Annotated in this window: 15 protein-coding genes and 2 pseudogenes; 15 read left to right on the forward strand and 2 right to left on the reverse strand. The window is 62.5% G+C overall.

Annotated features, from left to right (window positions below; all coding sequences use genetic code 11):
* Window positions 1–5 precede the first annotated feature (5 nt).
* The 9 genes from AAEO81_RS16340 to AAEO81_RS16380 all read left to right on the forward strand — a co-directional run bounded on the left by AAEO81_RS16340 (window position 6) and on the right by AAEO81_RS16380 (window position 10,534).
* Window positions 6–1,895 carry a M48 family metallopeptidase gene (locus tag AAEO81_RS16340; RefSeq protein ID WP_341957815.1) on the forward strand — a complete coding sequence of 630 codons (1,890 nt, stop codon included), beginning with the start codon at window positions 6–8 and terminating at the stop codon, window positions 1,893–1,895.
* Between the two features lie 172 nt (window positions 1,896–2,067).
* The gene (locus tag AAEO81_RS16345; RefSeq protein WP_341957817.1) at window positions 2,068–2,694 is read left to right on the forward strand and encodes a biliverdin-producing heme oxygenase; all 627 of its coding nucleotides are present in this window, start codon (window positions 2,068–2,070) and stop codon (window positions 2,692–2,694) included.
* A complete protein-coding gene (locus AAEO81_RS16350; protein ID WP_341957819.1) occupies window positions 2,691–4,913 on the forward strand; it encodes an ATP-binding protein in 2,223 nt (740 codons plus the stop codon). Before AAEO81_RS16345 ends, AAEO81_RS16350 begins: the two co-directional genes overlap by 4 nt.
* 301 nt (window positions 4,914–5,214) lie before the next feature.
* The gene (pcaQ, locus tag AAEO81_RS16355) at window positions 5,215–6,144 is read left to right on the forward strand and encodes a pca operon transcription factor PcaQ (protein ID WP_341957821.1); all 930 of its coding nucleotides are present in this window, start codon (window positions 5,215–5,217) and stop codon (window positions 6,142–6,144) included.
* A 126-nt stretch (window positions 6,145–6,270) separates the two neighbouring features.
* Window positions 6,271–6,990 (forward strand): protocatechuate 3,4-dioxygenase subunit beta, encoded by a 720-nt coding sequence (gene pcaH / locus AAEO81_RS16360; RefSeq protein WP_341957823.1) that lies wholly within the window; start codon window positions 6,271–6,273, stop codon window positions 6,988–6,990.
* A 10-nt stretch (window positions 6,991–7,000) separates the two neighbouring features.
* Complete coding sequence (gene pcaG / locus AAEO81_RS16365; RefSeq protein WP_341957824.1) at window positions 7,001–7,603, forward strand: protocatechuate 3,4-dioxygenase subunit alpha; 603 nt, start codon at window positions 7,001–7,003, stop codon at window positions 7,601–7,603.
* A 47-nt stretch (window positions 7,604–7,650) separates the two neighbouring features.
* Window positions 7,651–9,015: a 3-carboxy-cis,cis-muconate cycloisomerase gene (locus AAEO81_RS16370; protein ID WP_341957825.1), complete on the forward strand. Its 1,365-nt coding sequence runs from the start codon at window positions 7,651–7,653 to the stop codon at window positions 9,013–9,015.
* 16 nt (window positions 9,016–9,031) lie between these two features.
* A complete protein-coding gene (gene pcaC, locus AAEO81_RS16375) occupies window positions 9,032–9,427 on the forward strand; it encodes a 4-carboxymuconolactone decarboxylase (RefSeq protein ID WP_166594427.1) in 396 nt (131 codons plus the stop codon).
* Between the two features lie 219 nt (window positions 9,428–9,646).
* Window positions 9,647–10,534 (forward strand): DMT family transporter, encoded by an 888-nt coding sequence (locus AAEO81_RS16380; protein ID WP_341957828.1) that lies wholly within the window; start codon window positions 9,647–9,649, stop codon window positions 10,532–10,534.
* 69 nt (window positions 10,535–10,603) lie between these two features.
* Here the strand turns inward: AAEO81_RS16380 and AAEO81_RS16385 are convergent.
* Window positions 10,604–10,825 (reverse strand): annotated as a pseudogene (locus AAEO81_RS16385) (MFS transporter); the annotation flags it as partial.
* Window positions 10,826–10,913: 88 nt separating this feature from the next.
* Between AAEO81_RS16385 and AAEO81_RS16390 the strand changes: the two are divergent.
* The 6 genes and pseudogenes from AAEO81_RS16390 to AAEO81_RS16415 all read left to right on the forward strand — a co-directional run bounded on the left by AAEO81_RS16390 (window position 10,914) and on the right by AAEO81_RS16415 (window position 17,804).
* Window positions 10,914–12,572: pseudogene (locus AAEO81_RS16390) on the forward strand (bifunctional sugar phosphate isomerase/epimerase/4-hydroxyphenylpyruvate dioxygenase family protein).
* 89 nt (window positions 12,573–12,661) lie between these two features.
* The gene (locus tag AAEO81_RS16395) at window positions 12,662–13,333 is read left to right on the forward strand and encodes a TetR/AcrR family transcriptional regulator (RefSeq protein ID WP_341957831.1); all 672 of its coding nucleotides are present in this window, start codon (window positions 12,662–12,664) and stop codon (window positions 13,331–13,333) included.
* A 91-nt stretch (window positions 13,334–13,424) separates the two neighbouring features.
* Window positions 13,425–14,819 carry an MFS transporter gene (locus tag AAEO81_RS16400; RefSeq protein ID WP_341957833.1) on the forward strand — a complete coding sequence of 465 codons (1,395 nt, stop codon included), beginning with the start codon at window positions 13,425–13,427 and terminating at the stop codon, window positions 14,817–14,819.
* A 128-nt stretch (window positions 14,820–14,947) separates the two neighbouring features.
* The gene (locus AAEO81_RS16405; protein WP_341957835.1) at window positions 14,948–15,715 is read left to right on the forward strand and encodes an SDR family NAD(P)-dependent oxidoreductase; all 768 of its coding nucleotides are present in this window, start codon (window positions 14,948–14,950) and stop codon (window positions 15,713–15,715) included.
* A gap of 15 nt (window positions 15,716–15,730) precedes the next feature.
* Window positions 15,731–16,939 (forward strand): acetyl-CoA C-acyltransferase, encoded by a 1,209-nt coding sequence (locus tag AAEO81_RS16410; RefSeq protein ID WP_341957836.1) that lies wholly within the window; start codon window positions 15,731–15,733, stop codon window positions 16,937–16,939.
* 91 nt (window positions 16,940–17,030) lie between these two features.
* A complete protein-coding gene (locus AAEO81_RS16415) occupies window positions 17,031–17,804 on the forward strand; it encodes an enoyl-CoA hydratase (protein ID WP_341957838.1) in 774 nt (257 codons plus the stop codon).
* Between the two features lie 16 nt (window positions 17,805–17,820).
* Here the strand turns inward: AAEO81_RS16415 and tssI are convergent, their stop codons facing one another.
* A complete protein-coding gene (tssI, locus tag AAEO81_RS16420; RefSeq protein WP_341957840.1) occupies window positions 17,821–19,386 on the reverse strand; it encodes a type VI secretion system tip protein TssI/VgrG in 1,566 nt (521 codons plus the stop codon).
* Window positions 19,387–19,507 lie beyond the last annotated feature (121 nt).

Consider the following 19,507-nt stretch of genomic DNA (forward strand, 5'->3'; position numbering starts at 1 on the left):
GCGTGATGAACTTCTTCGAGCAGCAAGACCGCGCCCGACGCAACACCGGGCGGCTGGTGCTGTTGATGACGCTGGCGGTCACCAGTCTGGTGGCCTTGACCAGCCTGGCCGTGAGCGTTGGCCTGCAATTCATGGCCGACAGCGGCAGTAAACACCGAACCTTGCACGTGGCCTGGAACCTGGTGCCCGCGATTGCGCTGGTGACGGTGCTGGTGATCCTCTTGGCGTCGTTGTACAAAAGCCGCCAGCTTCAGGGCGGCGGCAAGGCGATTGCCGAGCGCCTGGGCGGGCGGCTGATCAACCTAACGCAGCACAACGACGACGAGCGCAAGGTGCTCAATGTGGTCGAGGAAATGGCCATTGCCTCGGGCAGTCCTGTGCCGCCGGTCTATCTGATCGACGACACCAGCATCAACGCCTTCGCCGCCGGATTGACCCCGCAAGACGCCGTGATCGGCATTACCCGGGGTGCGATTTGCCTGCTGTCGCGGGAAGAACTGCAAGGGGTGATTGCCCATGAGTTCAGCCACATTCACAACGGCGACATGCGCCTGAACACCCGGCTGGTCTCGGTGCTACACGGGATACTGGTGATCGGGCTGATCGGCGAGTTCGGCATGCGCAGCGCGAAAGACGGCGAAAAAGCCGCGCTGCCCTTGTTTTTCGTCGGCGCGACGCTGTGGGTGCTGGGCTATACCGGCACGTTTTTCGGCAATTGGATCAAGGCCGCGGTCAGCCGGGAGCGGGAGTTTCTCGCCGATGCCTCCGCCGTGCAGTTCACCCGGGACCCGGCCACCATCGGCGGTGCGCTGAAAAAGATTGGCGGGTACGGGCAAGGCTCGAACTTGCAAGCGAGTCACGCACCCGAGTTCAGCCATCTGTATTTCGCAGCGGGGGTGGCGGCTTATGTAGAGGGGTTCATGGCCACGCACCCGCCGCTGAAGAAACGCATTCGACGCATCGAGCCGCAGTGGGACGGCGTGTTTCCCGAGGTGGTGTGGCCGACTGCTTACACGCACTTTCCTGCGACGCCGCCTGTGCGTGTACCGACCGAATACAACGGGTTGAACCTGACCCTTGCCGGGATCGAAGAATCGCTGGCCTCGATTGGCGATCCGAAACCGGTGCACCGGGCCTTGGCTCAAGGCGCGTTGGCCCGACTGGACGGGCTGCTTTATGACGCCGCACACCACGAGATCGGGGCGCAAGCGCTGGTATACGGCCTGTTGCTGTCGTCCGACGCCGCGATGAGGGAGCAGCAATTGCAGCTTCTGAAACCCCGGATCGAGGCGCGACTGGAGGATCGTTTGCGGCGTCTGGTCACGCCGTTGCAACGACTGGATCAAGACCTGCGCCTGCCGCTGATTGACCTCGCGATCCCGGCGCTCAAACAGATGAATACGCAGGCCATCGCCAGGTTCACGGACAGCATGACGCTGTTGATCAAGGCGGATCAGCGGATCGAAATGTGGGAATGGACGCTGCTGCGGATCGTCGAACGCAGCTTGAATCCACCGCGTCAACGCCAGGCGAAATACGATCTCGTGCAGTTGGGCGATGACGTGGGTGTTCTGTTAAGCGCATTGGCCAGGGCAGGCCATGACAACCCGGATCAGGCGCAGGCAGCGTTCGTGCATGCCCGCGCCAGTTTGCCAGTGCCTCTCGCCGGTCTGGAAATGGCCGCGCCGGCAGGCCTGAAATCCTTGGCCACGTCCGTCAGCCGCCTGAACCTTTTGTGGCCGTTGCAAAAGCCGCAACTGCTCAAGGCCATGGCCCGCTGCGTCGAACACGACGGACGGGTCACCGCGGCCGAAGCCGAATTGATGCGCGCCGTCGCCGACATCCTCGATTGCCCATTGCCGCCGATTGCCGGGTCCGGTCTGACGCACCCCTGAGGCTGTGGTAAACGCCGGAGGGGCTTTGAGATTGCCGTTGCCATAAGGCAGGCCCTTGAGACGCATGTTTACACCCGGGCATGGTGTCCATTACCGTGCGAGACAGTTATTTGGCAGAACCTTGCGGATGTCTGCCTACGCCCCACTTTTTCATTGCTGACTGGACACCCCTTTGGTTGAAGCTACCCCCGAGTCGATTGCCCTCTCTACGTCATCGTTGCCGTCCGTCAGCGTGTTGCAACAGCTGCGCACGGCCACTGCGGTGCAGCACAAGGCGCTGGAGGCACGACTGCCGTTGACGAGCCCCGACCTCGATCGTTCCACCTATGCGCGCATCATCAAGGCCTATTACGGTTTCCATGTGCCGCTGCAGCACAGCATCGAGCGTTTTCTGGATGCCGCCCCTGACCCCGCACGGCACAAAATCCCCGCGCTGATCAAAGACCTTCACGCCTTGGGCCTGACCCGCGAGCAGGTCGACGTTTTGCCCCTCTGCACTGAATTACCCGTCATCGACAGCGAAGCGCGCTTGCTGGGCGTGATGTACGTGATGGAAGGCGCGACGCTGGGCGGACAGGTGCTGCGGCGGATCGTCGCCGACCGGCTGGGCATCGACGCCGACACCGGCGGTGAGTTTCTTGACGTGTATGGCCGAGACACCGGGCGGTTATGGAAAGCATTTCTGGCCCGCCTGGCCGACTTCGATCATCCTGACGAAAACCCATGGGTGGTGGATGCGGCATGCGACACCTTCGCCCGCTTCGAGCACTGGCTGGATCGCGCAGGCGTTTTGAAATGAACCCCACTCCCGAACACACTTTGGAATCGTTGCTGCACAACTGCGCTGACGAGCCCATTCGCATCCCTGGTGCCATCCAGCCCCATGGCGTGCTGTTGACCCTCGACGAAACCTCCTGGACCGTCCAGCAAGCGAGCGCCAATGCTTCCTTGCTGCTGGGCGGCGCCGATGACCTGCGTGCCGGCCAGCCGCTGTCGATCTGGCTCGGCGTGGATCAGGCCGACGCCCTGCGTGAGGCCGTGGCCACCGGCCCGCTGGACGACATCAATCCGCTGCGCCTGCGCTGTGGTGGGCAGTGGGCAGACGGCTTGATCCATCGGCATGACGGCCTGTTGTTCCTCGAACTGGAACCCGTCGATGAGCAGGCTGTGCTGCCGCCGCTGGACCATCACCTGAGCCGGACCCTGCGTCGTCTGCAATCGGCGAAAACCCTGGCTGAGCTGTACGACATCAGCGTCAACGAAATTCGCGCATTGACTGGCTATGACCGGGTGCTGATCTACCGTTTCCAGGAACAAGGGCACGGTCAGGTCATCGCCGAGTCCGCCACCCCTGAACTCGATGCCTATCAGGGCCTGTTCTTTCCAGCCAGTGACATCCCCGAGCAAGCCCGCGAGCTCTACCGCCTCAATTGGCTGCGGATCATTCCTGACGCCGCCTACGTGCCCGTACCGATGGTGCCTGCGCTGCGCCCGGACACCGGCCAGCCGCTGGACATGAGTTACGCGGTGCTGCGCAGCGTTTCGCCGATTCACTGCCAGTACATGCAAAACATGGGCGTACGGTCGTCGATGAGCATTTCGTTGCTCAAGGACGAGCAACTGTGGGGGCTGATCAGTTGCGGAAACCGCGAACCCTTGCAAGTGCCTCACGCCTTGCGCGCTGCCTGCCAGACCATCGGCCAGGTGCTGTCGATGCAGATCAGCGCCCTGGAGGGTGTGCAGGCACAGCGTCAGCGCCAGGCCAAGGACAGCCTTCTGGCAACGCTGGCCCAAGCGATGGTCGACGCCGAGGGCGACGTTTATCACGGTCTGGTGGCGCAAGCTGACGACCTCTTGGCATTAGCCGACGCCAGCGGTGCGGCGGTCATCATCGAGCAGGACATTCACCTGTTCGGCCAGTGCCCGACCCCTGAACAGGTGCAATTGCTGCTGGGCTGGGTCCAGCAGCAATCGTCTCCGGTGGTCGAAACGTCGAGTCTGAGCCGTCTGTTTCCCGACGCGACAGCGTATCAGCGGATTGCCAGTGGCCTGCTGGCGTTCACGCTGCCCAAACCGGTCGACAACGGCGTGCTCTGGTTCCGTCCGGAAATCAGGGACAGCGTGCAGTGGAGCGGCAACCCGGACGCGTCCAAGGTGCTGGTGGGCAACCGCTTGCAGCCCAGGGAATCGTTCGAAGTCTGGAAGCAACAGGTGGAAGGCACGTCCCGGCTGTGGAGCGTCGGCGATGTGTATGCCGTGTCCGACTTGCGGCGCTCGGCATTGGAGTCGGACCTGTCACGGCAAGTGCTGCGGGAGAAAGACGCTGTGCGGGCAAGGGATGAGCTGGTCGCAGTGGTCTCCCACGACTTGCGCAGCCCGCTGACGGTCATCGTCATGCAGTGCGGGATGATGCAACGGGTGATCGCGGCGGACGTCAGCCCTGCGTCGAAACGCCTGAACTCGGCCATCGACACCCTTCAACGGGCGACGGCGCGCATGACCAACTTGCTGGAAGATTTGCTCGATACGTCGAAGATCGAGGCCGGGCGGTATTCCATCGACCCGCAGCCGCTGGAATTGAGCCAGTTTTTCGAAGACGCGTGGTCACTGCTGCTGCCGCTGGCGCTGAACAAATTCATCGACCTGACCTTCACCGGTGAGCCGAACCTAAAGATCATGGCCGACCCTGAGCGGATGTTTCAGGTGTTGTCGAACCTGGTGGGCAATGCCATCAAGTTCACGCCGAAAGAAGGCCAGATCAGTGTCACCGCGACCGTCGAAGGGGATTTTGTCGCGATCACCGTCGTCGACTCCGGGCCGGGCATTGCGCCGGAACAGCTGCCCCATGTGTTCGAGCGCTACTGGCGCATCCGCGAAGGCAACCCGAGCGGGACGGGGTTGGGGCTGTACATCTCGCAAGGGATCGTCAAAGCCCATGGCGGCGAACTGACCGCCAGCAGCGAGCAGGGTGTGGGCAGCACGTTTCGGCTTACCGTGCCGTTGGTGGCGAGCGCTTGAGATGAGTGCCGGTCTGGCGGGCGCTGTCGCTGCCGTCGTCCCTCCGGCGTCTCCCACGGGATTGGGGAATGCCTTGAGATGTGTGGACGGTGTCGAACCTGTGGGGCAGCGGCTGTTCAACCTCCGCCATGTTCCACGGGATTGGGCTTGACCATGAAATGTGTGGACGGCACCCGACCTGTGGGAGCCGCCGGAGGGACGACGGCCGCGATGGCGGTGGGTCAGGCTGCTAAAGGGCTGAAGGCTTTGTTATCGGGGCGAATCGCGTGACGCCCAACTGTTTTAGAAGGTTTTTCCCACTGTGAACATCGACACCCGCATCAAATTCCGCCATCTGCTGTGTTTCCTTGAGGTCGCGAGGCGGGGCAGTCTGGCGAAGGCGGCGGACAAACTGACGATCAGTCAACCCGCGCTGTCGAAGACCCTCAAGGAGCTGGAAAGCCTGCTGTCGGCCACGCTGTTCGAGCGCAGCAAGCGCGGCGCGGCCTTGACCGAAGCGGGGGTGGCGTTCATGCGCTACGCCGGGCCCAGTGTTCAGGCGTTGCGCGAAGGGGTGAACAGCCTGCGGTCGGGCATTCATGAACCGGTGACGGTGCGTCTGGGGGTGCTGTCGACAGTCGAAAGCCTGCTGGTGCCGGAAGTGATCTGTCGCCTGCACGCCCGGCACCCCTCACTGGTGGTCAGCGTCGCCACGGGCCCTAGCGCATGCCTGCTGTCTCAACTGCGGCTGGGCGAACTGGACCTGGTGGTCGGGCGCATGACCGACAGCCCACAAATTCTCGGCCTGAGCTTTGAGCACTTCTACAGCGAATCCATGACCCTGGTGGTGCGGGCAGGCCATCCGCTTCTCGCCGAGGGCGACCGTCGCGCCACACTGGACGACTTTCCGCTGGTGTTGCCGCTGGCGGGGACCACCATTCGCCAGTTCGCCGACAGCCTGTTCGTGCAACACGGCATTCAGCCCCCTCGGCAGCGTCTGGAAACCCTGTCCCTGACCCTCAGTCGTCGTTATGTGGTATCCAGCGACGCGGTATGGATCGCACCCTTCGACGCGGTTTGCCAGGATTTGCACAGCGGCGAATTGATGGAACTGGAGCTGGGCATGCGCGAACCGGGCGGCTCGGTGGGGCTGTGCAGCAACCCGGCGCTGCCTCTGACGCTGGAGGCGCAGTGGTGTGTAGACGTGCTGCGGGAGGTGGGGCACGCGTACCGGGAGGGCGATTATTCATAACCAAACGGTTATGGATGCCGGTGGTTTTTTCAATGTTGTCGCGGCCGTCGCTGCGGGACACTGCGCCGATGCCTGCGGGTCCTCCGGCAGGCACGAACCTCCCATAACAACAGCAAGGAGACTGGCATGTCCGACCTGCACGACAGCCGTTTCGCCACCCGCGACCGTCATTGGCAACCCAAGGCACTGACCCCGGATTACAAGACATCGATTCTGCGCTCCCCGCGTCAGGCACTGGTGAGCATTCCCCAGTCGATGTCGGAAACCACTGGCCCCGATTTCACACGGTTGCAATTCGGGCGTCATGACGCGGACCTGCTGCTCAACTTCAACCACGGCGGCCTGCCCATCGGTGAGCGCATCATCGTTGCCGGTCGGGTGATCGATCAGTACGGCCAACCCGTGCCGCACACGCTGGTCGAAATGTGGCAAGCCAATGCCGGTGGTCGTTATCGGCACAAAAAAGACGCCTATCTGGCGCCGCTGGACCCCAATTTCGGCGGCGTGGGTCGTTGCCTCACCGACCGCGACGGCTATTACTGCTTCCGCACCGTCAAGCCCGGCCCGTACCCTTGGCGCAATGGCCCCAACGACTGGCGTCCCGCGCACATTCACGTCTCTGTCAGCGGCCCGTCGATAGCCACCCGACTGATCACACAGCTGTATTTCGAAGGCGATCCGTTGATCCCCCTGTGCCCCATTGTCAAAGCCATCGCCAACCCGGAAGCGGTGCAAGGCCTCATCGCCAGGCTCGACATGAGCCTGGCCAATCCGATGGATTGCCTGGCGTACCGCTTCGACATCGTGCTGCGCGGCCAGCGCAAGACCCACTTCGAAAACGTCTGAGGAGGCTGACATGCCCGTTCATATTCTGCCGGAAACCCCTTCACAGACCGCTGGCCCCTACGTTCACATCGGCCTGGCGCAGGCCGCCGCGGGCAACCCGCCCCGGGAGCAGGAAATCTGGAATGAGATGGCCAGGCCGGACGCCCCCGGCGAGCACATCCTGCTGCTGGGCCACGTCTACGACGGCAACGGTCACCTGATTCGCGATTCGTTTCTGGAGCTGTGGCAAGCCAACGCCGACGGCGTGTACGAGACGGATTTCGACCTGAACAAGCCCTTCAACAGCTTTGGCCGCACGGCGACCAGCGACGAAGGCGAGTGGTTGGCCATGACGGTTAAACCGGGCGTCGTACGCAACGCAGCCGGGCTGCCCATGGCACCCCATGTGAACCTGTCGCTGTTCGCTCGCGGCATCAACATTCACCTGCACACGCGGCTGTATTTCGATGACGAAGCTGCCAGCAACACGCTGGACCCGGTGCTCAACCTGATTGAGCAACCGGCCCGTCGTCAGACATTGGTTGCGAAACGCTGCACCGTGGACGGCAAAGTCGCCTATCGTTTCGACATCCGTGTGCAGGGCGAAGATGAGACCGTGTTCTTCGATTTCTGACCGCGTGACCGCATTAACTGTATGGACGAGCCGTCAGGAGCAGTACGTTGAACAGATCCGGCAATCAGCTTTTCGACCGTTATTTCACTCAACACACCATGCGCGAGGTCTTTTCCGATCAGGGCCGCGTGCAAGGCATGCTCGATTTCGAAGCCGCGCTGGCCAACGCCGAGGCCACGGTCGGCGCGATCCCGACCGACGTCGTGGCCGATATCGTCGCAGCGTGCGATGCATCGCTGTACGACTTCGATGCGCTGGCCGTGGCCATCGGCGACGCGGGCAACTCCGCCATTCCGTTGGTCAAGGCGCTGGGCAAGCAGGTCGCCACGCGCAACCCCACCGCCGAGCGTTACGTGCACATGGGCGCCACCAGTCAAGACGCGATGGACAGTGGGCTGGTGCTGCAACTGCGCAGCGCGATCGGTCTGTTGGAGCAGGCGTTGGGCAACCTCGCGGAAGCGTTGGCGCAACAGGCCCAGCGGCATGCCAACGTCCCGATGGCGGGGCGCACCTGGCTGCAACAGGCGACTCCGGTCACCCTTGGCGCGAAAATCGCCGGATGGCTGGGGGCGGTGACCCGCCATCGTCAGCGTCTCAAAGAGCTGAAATCGCGGGTGCTGTGCGTGCAATTCGGGGGCGCGTCGGGGAGCCTGGCGGCGCTGGGCGACATGGCCTTTCCCATCGCCGAAGCCTTGGCCAAGGAATTGAAACTGAACCTGCCCGATCAGCCGTGGCACACCCAGCGCGATCGGTTGGTGGAGTTCGCCAGCCTGTTGGGGCTCATTGCGGGCAGCCTGGGCAAGATCGGCCGGGACGTGAGCCTTCTGATGCAGACCGAAACCGGTGAGGTGTTCGAGCCGGCAGCGGCGGGCAAGGGCGGTTCATCCACCATGCCCCACAAACGCAACCCGGTGGGGGCAGCGGTGATGATCGCCGCCGCCACCCGTGCGCCGGGGTTGGTGGCCACGTTGCTCAGCGCCATGCCACAGGAGCATGAGCGTAGCCTGGGTTTGTGGCACGCCGAATGGGAAACACTGCCGGAGCTTTGCTGCCTCGTGTCCGGGTCGTTGCAACAGGCGCTGGCGGTCATTCCCGGTCTTGAGGTGGATGCCGAGCGGATGGCCCACAACCTGGCGCTGACCCAAGGGCTGGTGTTGGCGGAGGCGGTGAGCATTGCGCTGGCCGGACGCGTGGGGCGAGACAGGGCCCATCAACTGATCGAGCAATGCTGTCGCCGGGCGGTGGACCAGGGTCAACCGTTGCGCGTCATAATGGGCGCCGATCCGGCGGTCAGCGAACAGCTGTCGCCGCAGGCGCTGGATAATCTGCTCGACCCCACCCGTTACCTGGGGCAGTCGAGGCGCTGGGTCAAGCGCGCGGTGGCCGATCACCAGGCTTTCAATCTTCGTTGAATCGACAGGATCGCAAATGGACGAGAAACACCGTTATGAAGCCGGCATGAGCGTACGCCGTGAAGTCTTGGGCGACGCCCACGTCGACCGCAGTCTGGAGAAACTCACGCCGTTCAACGGCGAGTTTCAGGAAATGATCACCCGCCATGCCTGGGGCGACATCTGGACCCGCCCCGGTTTGCCACGCCATACCCGCAGCCTGATCACCATCGCCATGCTGATCGGCATGAACCGCGAGGGCGAACTGCGCCTGCATCTGCGTGCCGCAAAAAACAACGGCGTGACCCGCGACGAGATCAAGGAAGTGTTGATGCAAAGCGCGATCTATTGCGGCATACCGGCAGCCAACGCGAGTTTTCATCTGGCAGAAGCCGTGTGGGACGAACTGGGGGTTGAGTCGTTGCAGGAGTGAGCGTTGCGAGCGATGCGAACGGGGTGAATGAGTGCGTTCACTTGCGCCCCCTGTACTGCTTACAGCGTCCGACGTACGACGCCGGGCGCGACAAAAACGACGTCATCCTTGAGGTTTCTTTGGTTATCTGACGACAGCTTCTATATTCTCTGCGTCTAGCTCCAGACTCGCAGCGATGGTCGGTCGACTACGCGCTTCCGCAAGGCCAAAGGAACCCTGATGAGCACCACCCGTACGCCGCTCTCCGGCGTCAACCAGCCACTCAAGGGCATCGCACTGATTGTCCTGGCGACCTTCCTGTTTTCCAGTCACGACACCCTGTCCAAATACCTCTCCGGCATTTACCCGATCATGATGGTGGTCTGGGTGCGTTATGTCGTGCACACCGCATTGATGGCCTGCATTTTCATGCCGTCCGCAGGGCTGCGCGTATTACGGACCAAGCGGCCGGGGCTTCAAGCGCTGCGGGCGGCATGCCTGTTGGGCACGAGTCTGTTATTCACCAGCGGGCTGATGTTCATCCCGATTGCCGAAGCCACGGCCGTGAACTTCCTGGCGCCCCTGCTGGTGACGGCCTTGTCGGTGCCGCTGCTCAAGGAGCAGGTGTCGCGAGGCCAGTGGATAGCCGTGCTGGTGGGGTTTGGCGGGGTGATGGTGATCGTGCATCCGGGCGGCGAACTGTTCACCCCCGCCGTACTGCTGCCGCTGGGCTCCGCGCTGTGTTTTGCGTGTTATCAATTGCTCACTCGGCTGGTTGCCGCCCATGACAGCCCGACCACGAGCAATTTCTTTGCGGGGCTGTTTAATAGCCTGCTGATGAGCGCCATCGTGCCGTTTTTCTGGCAATCGCCGCAGTGGATACACATTCCATTCATGCTGGCGCTGGGCACTTGCGGGATGGTCGCGCATTTGCTGCTGACCCAGGCTTTCCGCTTCGCGGCACCCGCGTTGCTGGCGCCGTTCGGCTACTGCCAGATCGTGTTCGCGGGGCTGTGGGGGTATCTGGTGTTCAACCACGCGCCGTCACTGACGGCGCAAGCGGGGATTGCGATTATCTGCTTGAGCGGCCTGGCGGCCGCCTGGCAGCAGCGCAGGACAGGCGGGTAGGGCGTTGACCACGGCGCGATGCGGGAGGGCAATCCAGAGTGCCGCTTGACCGACCCGCATCGCTAACCATCAGGCAGCGCTTGCTTTCACGTCACGCGGCGCCATGAAGAACATCCACACCAGCGCCAGAAAGTACATCGCCGGAATCAACGTAAACACCACGTTGTAATTGTTATGGGTCGCCGTCAGCACGGCCCCGACAATCTGGGTCATGAACATCCCGCCAATCGACGCGCACATCCCGCCAAACCCGAACACCGTGCTCACCCTGTGCGGCGGTGTGTAATCCAGCTGACAGCAGGGGCGAAGAATAATCGGTCTGACACCGAAGCATCAGCCAGGCGCTGTCTCTTGGGTGCGTTCATTCAGGAGTCAGTTTATGCAGCGTTCGATTGCCACCGTTTCCCTGAGCGGGACCCTCCCCGAAAAGCTGGAAGCCATTGCCGCCGCCGGGTTCGACGGCGTGGAAATTTTTGAAAATGGCGCTATTGGCCGAACGAGCCGGTGCGCGGCAGTTGCGCGTGGGCTACGAAGGGCTTGCCTGGGGTCGGCATGTCAACACGTGGCAGCAGGTGTGGAACCTGGTGCGTCAGGTCAATCACCCGGCTCTGGGGGTGTTGCTGGACAGCTTTCACACGCTGTCGTTGAAGGGCGATCCAGGCGCCATTGCCGATATTCCCGGTGACAAGATTTTCTTCGTGCAGATGGCCGACGCGCCTTTGCTGGCCATGGACGTACTGGAGTGGAGTCGGCATTTTCGCTGCTTTCCTGGCCAGGGTGAATTCGATCTGCCGGGTTTTCTCGCCCCGATCCTGCGCAGCGGTTACACCGGGCCGTTGTCGCTGGAAATCTTCAACGATGGTTTTCGTGCTGCGCCCCCTCGGGCCAATGCGGCGGACGGCTTGCGTTCGTTGCTGTACCTGGAAGAAAAAACCCGCGAACGGCTGGCCGAGGAGGCGCAGCCTGTTTCGCCCGGGTTGTTGTTCAACCCGCCGAAAGCCAGCGCGTACGACGGCGTTGAATTTCTTGAATTTGCTGTCGATGAGGCTCACGGCGCCCGTTTGGGCAGCTGGTTGCAGGGCCTCGGTTTCGCTCAATTGGGTCAGCACCGCTCGAAGGCTGTCCGCCTGTTGGGGCAGGGCGATATCAAGATCGTGCTCAATGCCGAGCCTTATTCCTTCGCCCACAGTTTTTTCGAGTCCCACGGCCCATCGCTGTGCGCCACGGCGTTGCGCGTTGAAAATGGCAGCGTGGCGCTGGAGCGCGCCCGTCAGTTCAAGGGGCAGCCGTACCGAGGGCTGGTCGGGCCGAACGAGCGAGAGATTCCCGCCGTGCGCGCGCCCGACGGCAGCCTGATTTATCTGGTAGAGCCAGCCCGGCCCGGCCAGTCGATCTACGACAGCGATTTCAACATTCACACGGACACCCCCGCTGCCGGTGGTCTGCACCGCATCGACCACATGGCCATGGCGCTCCCGGCGGATAGCCTCGACACGTGGGTGCTGTTCTACAAGAGCCTGCTGGATTTCGAGGCCGACGACGAAGTGGTGCTCCCGGACCCCTACGGTCTGGTAAAAAGCCGTGCGTTGCGCAGCCGTTGCAGCACCGTGCGCCTGCCGCTGAACATCTCCGAAAACCGTAACACGGCGATTTCACATGCCCTGTCGAGTTACCGCGGCTCCGGTGTGCATCACGTCGCTTTCGCCTGCGAGGACATTTTTACCCAGGTGGCGCGGGCGAAAGAGGCTGGGGTGCAATTGCTGGACATCCCCCTTAATTATTACGACGACCTGGCGGCCCGCTTCGATTTCGACGACGAATTTCTGAGTGAGTTGGCCTATTACAACGTGCTGTATGACCGCGATGCCAAGGGGGGGAGCTGTTTCATGTGTACACCGAGGCGTTCGACGAGCGATTTTTCTTCGAGATTCTGCAACGCAAAAATGGCTACGTCGGTTATGGCGCAGCCAACGTGGCGGTGCGTCTGGCAGCCATGGCCGCTTCACGGAAAGGCACGCCACGGCAAGCGAGGTTGTGACAGACCACGCGCATGCTGGCATATGCCGCTTCCGTAACGCGGCGCTGCGGCTCATAATCGGCGGATTCCACCGTGGTCGTGAGCCAAGCATGAAAACTGTCGACGACACTCTTGTCGAAGCGTCCGTAGAGTCGCCACGCAAGGGCCGCAAGAACAATCCGGAAAAAACCCGCGACGGCATCCTCCAGGCCGCCGTCGCTGAATTCGTCGCCCAAGGCCTTTCAGGTGCGCGGGTCGACGCCATTGCCGAACGTACGCAAACCTCGAAACGGATGATTTATTACTACTTCAACAGCAAGGAGCAGCTGTACAGCGAAGTGTTGGAGAAGCTGTATGGCGACATCCGCCACACCGAAAGCAGCCTGAAACTCGACGTTCTGCCGCCCATGGAGGCGATTCAGCGTCTGGTCGAATTCACCTTCGATCACCACGACCGCAACGTCGATTTCGTGCGCATCGTCTGCATCGAGAACATCCACAATGGCGAAAACGTCAAACAGTCTCCGACCATTCGGGCGCTGAGCCAGCATGTGCTGCAAGCGCTGGACGAGACGTTGCGGCGTGGAGAAAAAGAAGGCGTGTTTCGCGAAGGTGTACAGGCGGTCGATCTACACATGCTGCTGAGTTCGTTCTGTTTCTACCGCGTGTCGAACCGCCATACTTTTTCGGAGATTTTCCAGATCGAGCTGGAAGACCCGCACATCAAGGCCCGGCACAGGGCAATGGTGAGCGATTCGGTGATGCGGTATCTGAAACCATGACGCCGATTGCCGCCACTGAGGCGAATTCGCTCTGCGCGTGACGCCCTGAAACCGCTACGCTAGAGCACTGCCCATTCAAGGACCGGTGCCGATGTCGCAACGCCAATCCACCCTGATCGCGCTGTTGGTGGCGGTCACGTTTTTCATGGAAAACCTCGACGCGACAGTGATCGCCACGGCCTTGCCGCAAATGGCGAAAACCTTTGGTGTGGCGGCGGTCGACCTTAACATCGGTATGAGCGCCTACATGCTGGCCATCGCGGCCTTCATTCCCATCAGCGGCTGGCTGGCGGATCGGCTGGGCTCGCGGCTGGTGTTCGGCGGCGCCATCGTGCTGTTCACCCTGTCTTCGTTGCTGTGCGGGTTGAGCACAGGGCTGGAGGCGTTTGTCGCGGCACGGGTGCTGCAGGGCATCAGCGGCGCGATGATGGTCCCGGTCGGGCGCCTGGCCGTCATGCGTGCCACGGAGAAAAAGGACCTGGTCCGCGCCATTTCGCTGATCACCTGGCCAGGCCTCGTAGCGCCCATTCTCGGCCCGCCTTTGGGCGGCTTCATTGTCACTCACGCCTCATGGCCGTGGATTTTCTACCTCAATCTGCCACTGGGCGCGCTGGCCTTGATCGCCACCTGGGTCTTGATCCCTCGACGCAATGACGTCAGCCAGCGGGCGTTCGACTTTCCCGGTTTCGTGCTGGTGGGGGTGGCGTGCATGGCGTTGCTGTACGGCATGGAGATGCTTGGGCAGGCTCGTGGCAGCCATGGGCCCGGGCTGCTGGTGACGGCCGTCGGTCTGGTCAGCGCCGTGCTGGCCTGGGCACACATGCGCAAGCGGGCCGAACCGCTGTTGAACGTCAATGTGGTCGGCATCCGCACGTTCAGCGTCAGCCTTTTCGGCGGCTCGCTGTTTCGTATCGCCATCAGCACCTTGCCGTTCCTGCTGCCGTTGATGTTTCAACTGGGCTTTGGCCTGTCGGCGTTCGATTCGGGGCTGTTGGTGCTGGGCGTGTTCGCGGGGAACCTGGCGATGAAGCCCTTCACCAGCCCGATCATGCAGCGCTGGGGCTTTCGCGCCGTGCTGATGGGCAACGGGGTGATCGGTGTGCTGGCCATCGCGGCCTGTGCGTTGCTCGACGAGCGCATGAGCTGGGGCTTGATCCTGTTCATCCTGTTTGTGGGCGGCCTGTCGCGGTCGATGCAGTTCACGGCCTTCAACACCCTGGGGTTCGCCGACGTGCCGAAGCCGCAGATGAGCGACGCGTCGACGATGTTCAGCATGTTTTTCCAGCTGAGCATGGGCATGGGGGTGGCCATCGGCGCGTTGCTGCTGCGCGGCTCGATGTATCTGCACGGCAACGACGGCCAGGCGCAGACGGCGGACTTTCAGTTGACGTTCGTCGGGGTGGCGCTGATCGCATTGCTGGCGTTACTGGATAACCGGCGGCTGTCCTCCGAATCCGGTGAGGCGGTGCTGCAGCGCAAGGCGTGAGCGACGGCGTGACGTCACGCACTGTCCAAAACCGTCATCGCGGCTGCGCGCTTTGACTATTGCCCATTGCCGGGACAGAGCGGAGTATTTCGTCACTCGAACAATAAGAAGTGAAGGACGGCACAATCATGCAGATCGAAGGCAAGGTATTTCTGGTCAGCGGCGGCGCATCGGGTCTGGGCGCGGCGACCGCGCAGATGCTGATCGAGGCGGGCGCTAAGGTCATGCTGGTGGACGTCAATGGCAAGGCGCTGGACACCCAACTGCACGTGCTCGGCGTCAATGCCCGGGCCAGTGTCACCGACATCACGAATGAGGCCGCTGCGCAGGCGGCGGTGGACAAGGCGCTGGCTGAGTTCGGCCAGATCAATGGCCTGATCAATTGTGCGGGCATCGTCGGCGCTGAAAAAATCCTCGGCAAGGACGGCCCCCATGGCCTGGACAGTTTCAGCCGGGTGATAAACGTCAACCTCATCGGCAGCTTCAACCTCCTGCGTCTGACCGCTGCCGCCATCGCCGAGGGCGTGGCGGACGAGGGTGGCGAGCGCGGCGTGATCGTCAACACCGCATCCGTGGCCGCGTTCGACGGCCAGATCGGTCAGGCCGCCTACGCGGCGTCCAAAGGGGCCATCGCCAGCCTGACCTTACCCGCCGCCCGTGAACTCGCGCGGTTCGGCATCCGGGTCATGACCATCGCCCCCGGCATTTTCGAAACCCCGATGATGGCCGGCATGACCCCGCAGGTGCGCGAGAGCCTGTCCGCAGGCGTCCCGTTCCCGCCACGGCTCGGCAAGCCCGACGAATACGCCGCCCTGGTGTGCCACATCATCGAAAACAGCATGCTCAACGGTGAGGTGATCCGTCTCGACGGTGCCTTGCGCATGGCTGCTCGCTAATCGAGGACATTCAACATGCCACACAACCAGCGTCAGCCACAGAACGAAGACCCCGTGGTGATCGTCAGCGCCGTGCGCACGCCCATGGGCGGCTTCCAGGGAGATCTCAAAAGCCTCACGGCGCCGCAACTCGGCGCGGCGGCCATTCGTGCGGCGGTTGAACGTGCGGGGCTAGCGGCTGCGGATGTCGAGCAGGTGCTGTTCGGCTGCGTGCTGCCTGCCGGACTTGGCCAGGCCCCGGCACGACAGGCCGCCTTGGGGGCAGGCCTGAGCAACGGCACCTTGTGCACGACGCTGAACAAGATGTGCGGCTCCGGCATGCAAGCGGCGATCATGGGCCATGACCTGCTGCTGGCGGGCAGCGCCGGGGTGGTGGTCGCGGGCGGCATGGAAAGCATGTCCAACGCGCCGTACCTGCTGGACAAGGCGCGCAGCGGTTATCGCATGGGCCACGGGCAGATCGTCGATCACATGTTTCTCGACGGGCTGGAAGACGCCTACGACCGTGGGCGCCTCATGGGCACCTTCGCTGAGGATTGCGCGTCATTCGACAGTTTCAGTCGCGAGGCCCAGGACGCGTTCGCCATCGCCTCGCTGACCCGGGCCCAAGAGGCCATGAAGCAGGGGCATTTCGACGCTGAAATCGTCCCGGTGCAGGTGACTGTCGGCAAAGAACAGAAAACCGTCTCCCAGGACGAGCAACCGCCGAAAGCCAGGCTGGACAAGATCCCGCAGCTCAAACCGGCTTTTCGCGAAGGGGGAACGGTCACGGCGGCCAACTCCAGTTCAATTTCCGACGGCGCGGCGGCGTTGACGTTGATGCGTCAATCAGAGGCCGAACGGCGCGGGCTGAAGCCTTTGGCGGTGATTCGCGGCCATGCGGCGTATGCCAACCAGCCCAACCTGTTTCCGACCGCACCGATTGGCGCCATCGAAAAACTGATGCGCAAAACCGGCTGGTCCCTTAGCGATGTGGACCTGTTCGAGATCAACGAGGCGTTTGCCGTGGTCGCGTTGGTGACCATGAGCAAGCTGGAACTGCCCCACGAGAAAGTGAACGTCAACGGCGGCGCCTGTGCCCTCGGCCATCCCATTGGTGCCTCGGGGGCGAGGATTCTGGTGACCCTGTTGTCGGCGCTGAAACAGCGGGGGTTGCGACGCGGCGTGGCCGCCATTTGCATCGGCGGCGGCGAAGCGACGGCCATTGCGCTGGAGCTGGTTTAATCGTTTAAATTCAATGGTTTGAAGCTTTAACTTAAAGTCGGGTAATGCTGTTTCTGGCTTCGACAATTATTGATTAACGGGATGAAGAACAATGACTTACGAAATGATCTTGAAGGAAATAAAAGGTCGGGTTGCGTTGCTTACGCTTAACCGCCCACAAGCACTGAATGCCCTCAATGCGCAGTTGATCAGCGAGCTCAATCACGCGCTGGATGAACTCGAACGCGACCGTGACATTGGCTGCATCGTGCTGACGGGGTCGGCCAAAGCGTTTGCCGCCGGTGCTGATATCAAGGAAATGGCCGAACTGACATACCCGCAAATCTATCTGGATGACCTGTTCAGCGACAGCGACCGGGTGGCCAATCGCCGCAAGCCGATTATCGCGGCGGTGTCCGGGTTTGCGTTGGGGGGCGGCTGTGAACTGGCCCTGATGTGCGATTTCATCCTGGCGGCGGACAACGCCAGGTTCGGTCAGCCGGAGATCAAGCTCGGCGTGCTTCCGGGCATGGGCGGCACGCAGCGCCTGACCCGCGCCGTGGGCAAGGCAAAGGCCATGGAAATGTGTCTGACCGGGCGCATGATCGACGCCGAGGAAGCGGAGCGTTCCGGACTGGTGGCGCGCATCGTGCCTCAAGCGCAATTGCTCGAAGAGGCGCTGAAGGTCGCCGAGAGCATCGCCGCCAAGTCGTTGCCGGTGGCGATGATGGTCAAGGAAAGTGTCAATCGCGCGTTCGAGGTCAGCTTGTCCGAGGGCATCCGCTTCGAACGTCGGGTGTTCCATTCGGCGTTTGCCAGCGCGGATCAGAAGGAAGGCATGGCGGCATTCATCGAGAAGCGTGAGCCAAACTTCAAGCACCGCTGATCAGCGGCGGCTGACCTCACATGCCGTCGTCTCCCGTGGCGTGCGGCGTATACCGGATGCCGTGCGCGTTGATGTGCAAGGTGGCGCGGGCGCCGCGCAGGGTGAGGGGTACCTTGCTGTCGACGAGCACAGGCGCTGGCTCGGGCGGTTTCGTCGGTGGCGACGCACCGTCCCGTTCGGTGGGTTCAAGGACCGAAATCCGCTCAGGGCCCTCGGCCATGCCACAGACCAGCGGCTGGTCGGGGTCACCTTCGAAAAACTGAATACGCAACGCCATTCCAGCGCGCGGCTCGGTGAGACTGCCGACGACGCGTGCCCAACTGTCTCTGAATGGGCTTGCCGGACCTTCGGTCTGCCATCCATATCGAATCCTGACTCGACCGGCTTCGTCCGCCCGTCCGTCGATCAGGGTGGCGGTCTCCAGCGACGCCACGACGGGTTGCGGGTGTTCCAGGGACGGCCTGAACGGCATTGTCCACGGCAGCACACTAAAACTGTTTTCGTAGCCCGCCAGCGCTGGCCGGTCTGCGCCCGGCGGGACAAGCAGCCATTGTGCAATGCCCATGTCGGCGGCGCCCTCTGACGCCATGGCCTGCAAGATATGAATGACGTCGTTGGAGGTGCAGCCCCTTAACGGCGCCAGTTGCCAGGCGCTGTGGCGCACATCCGTCAACAGCGATTGATCATTGAGCAATGGGTCTGGCTGTCCGTCCACGCGTACGACCAGGCCTGCGCGAAACCAGGGCAAGCGGCTGCGGCCCCTGATTTCCCGCCGTTCACAGCGCAGCCGCTCCAGCAGGCGCACGCTGATCTGTTTCTGCTGCTGTTGTGCGAGGGGGCGATTGGCGTTCTGCACCGCGCAAAGGCGCTGATTGTCGGCATCGGAGGCATGGTGTTGAGGTGCAAAGGCCTGGGGCGTGTAATGCTCGCCCGCATGGCTGCTGTAGCTGGCCTGCACGGACAGTTGCTCGGCGAGGTGATCGATCGGGGCGGGCGCCGACCCTTCCGGGAAACCCATCGGGTCGTCGGAAAACACCAGGGTATGCCGTTGAAGAGCGTGTTCATGGCGAAAGGCAATGCCTTCTTCTTCGCACAGCCTCTGCAGGAAGTGCAGGTCGCTTTCGTCGTATTGCAGGCAATGAGGTCGGCGGGGATATACGCCGATCAAGTGATCGAACCGGAACGCCCCGTCAGTCAGGCCGTGGTCGTGCAGCAGCCGCGTGAGGATTTGCGGCACCGTCAGCCCGTTGAATGCGCGACGCCGGGTCGGGCCGCACAGTTGCTGGAGGGCAGGGGTCAGGCGTAGCCGGTACACGCTGAGGTCAGCGCCGCGATACAGTTGTCGGGCGTCGCTGATCTGCCCATGCACGCCATGCACCGGGGCAGGCGTGCCGCCGATTTCCAACCCGGCGTTGCACTGCCGCAACGACGCCAGATCCAGCGCAGGATCAGGGCTCACAAGGTCGATGTCGAAGCAAAATGGCGCATTGAGTCGATCACGACCCTTGACGCCGACGACCAGCAGATCGCTGGGGCGGCTGGCGATGGACAGGGTCATCGTCACTGGCGAGTCTTTGTGCATCGAGTGGGGCACCGTGAAATTTCGGGGTGCAGAGGGTACGAAAAGCGGCGCGACAAAGGGGCCAGTTCTGTATTTTCAGAAAGGGACTACAGGTCGCGTCGCCATATCCAGAGCCGTGTGT

This window comes from Pseudomonas sp. RC10 (assembly GCF_038397775.1).
GTDB classification, from domain to species: Bacteria; Pseudomonadota; Gammaproteobacteria; order Pseudomonadales; family Pseudomonadaceae; genus Aquipseudomonas; species Aquipseudomonas bambusae.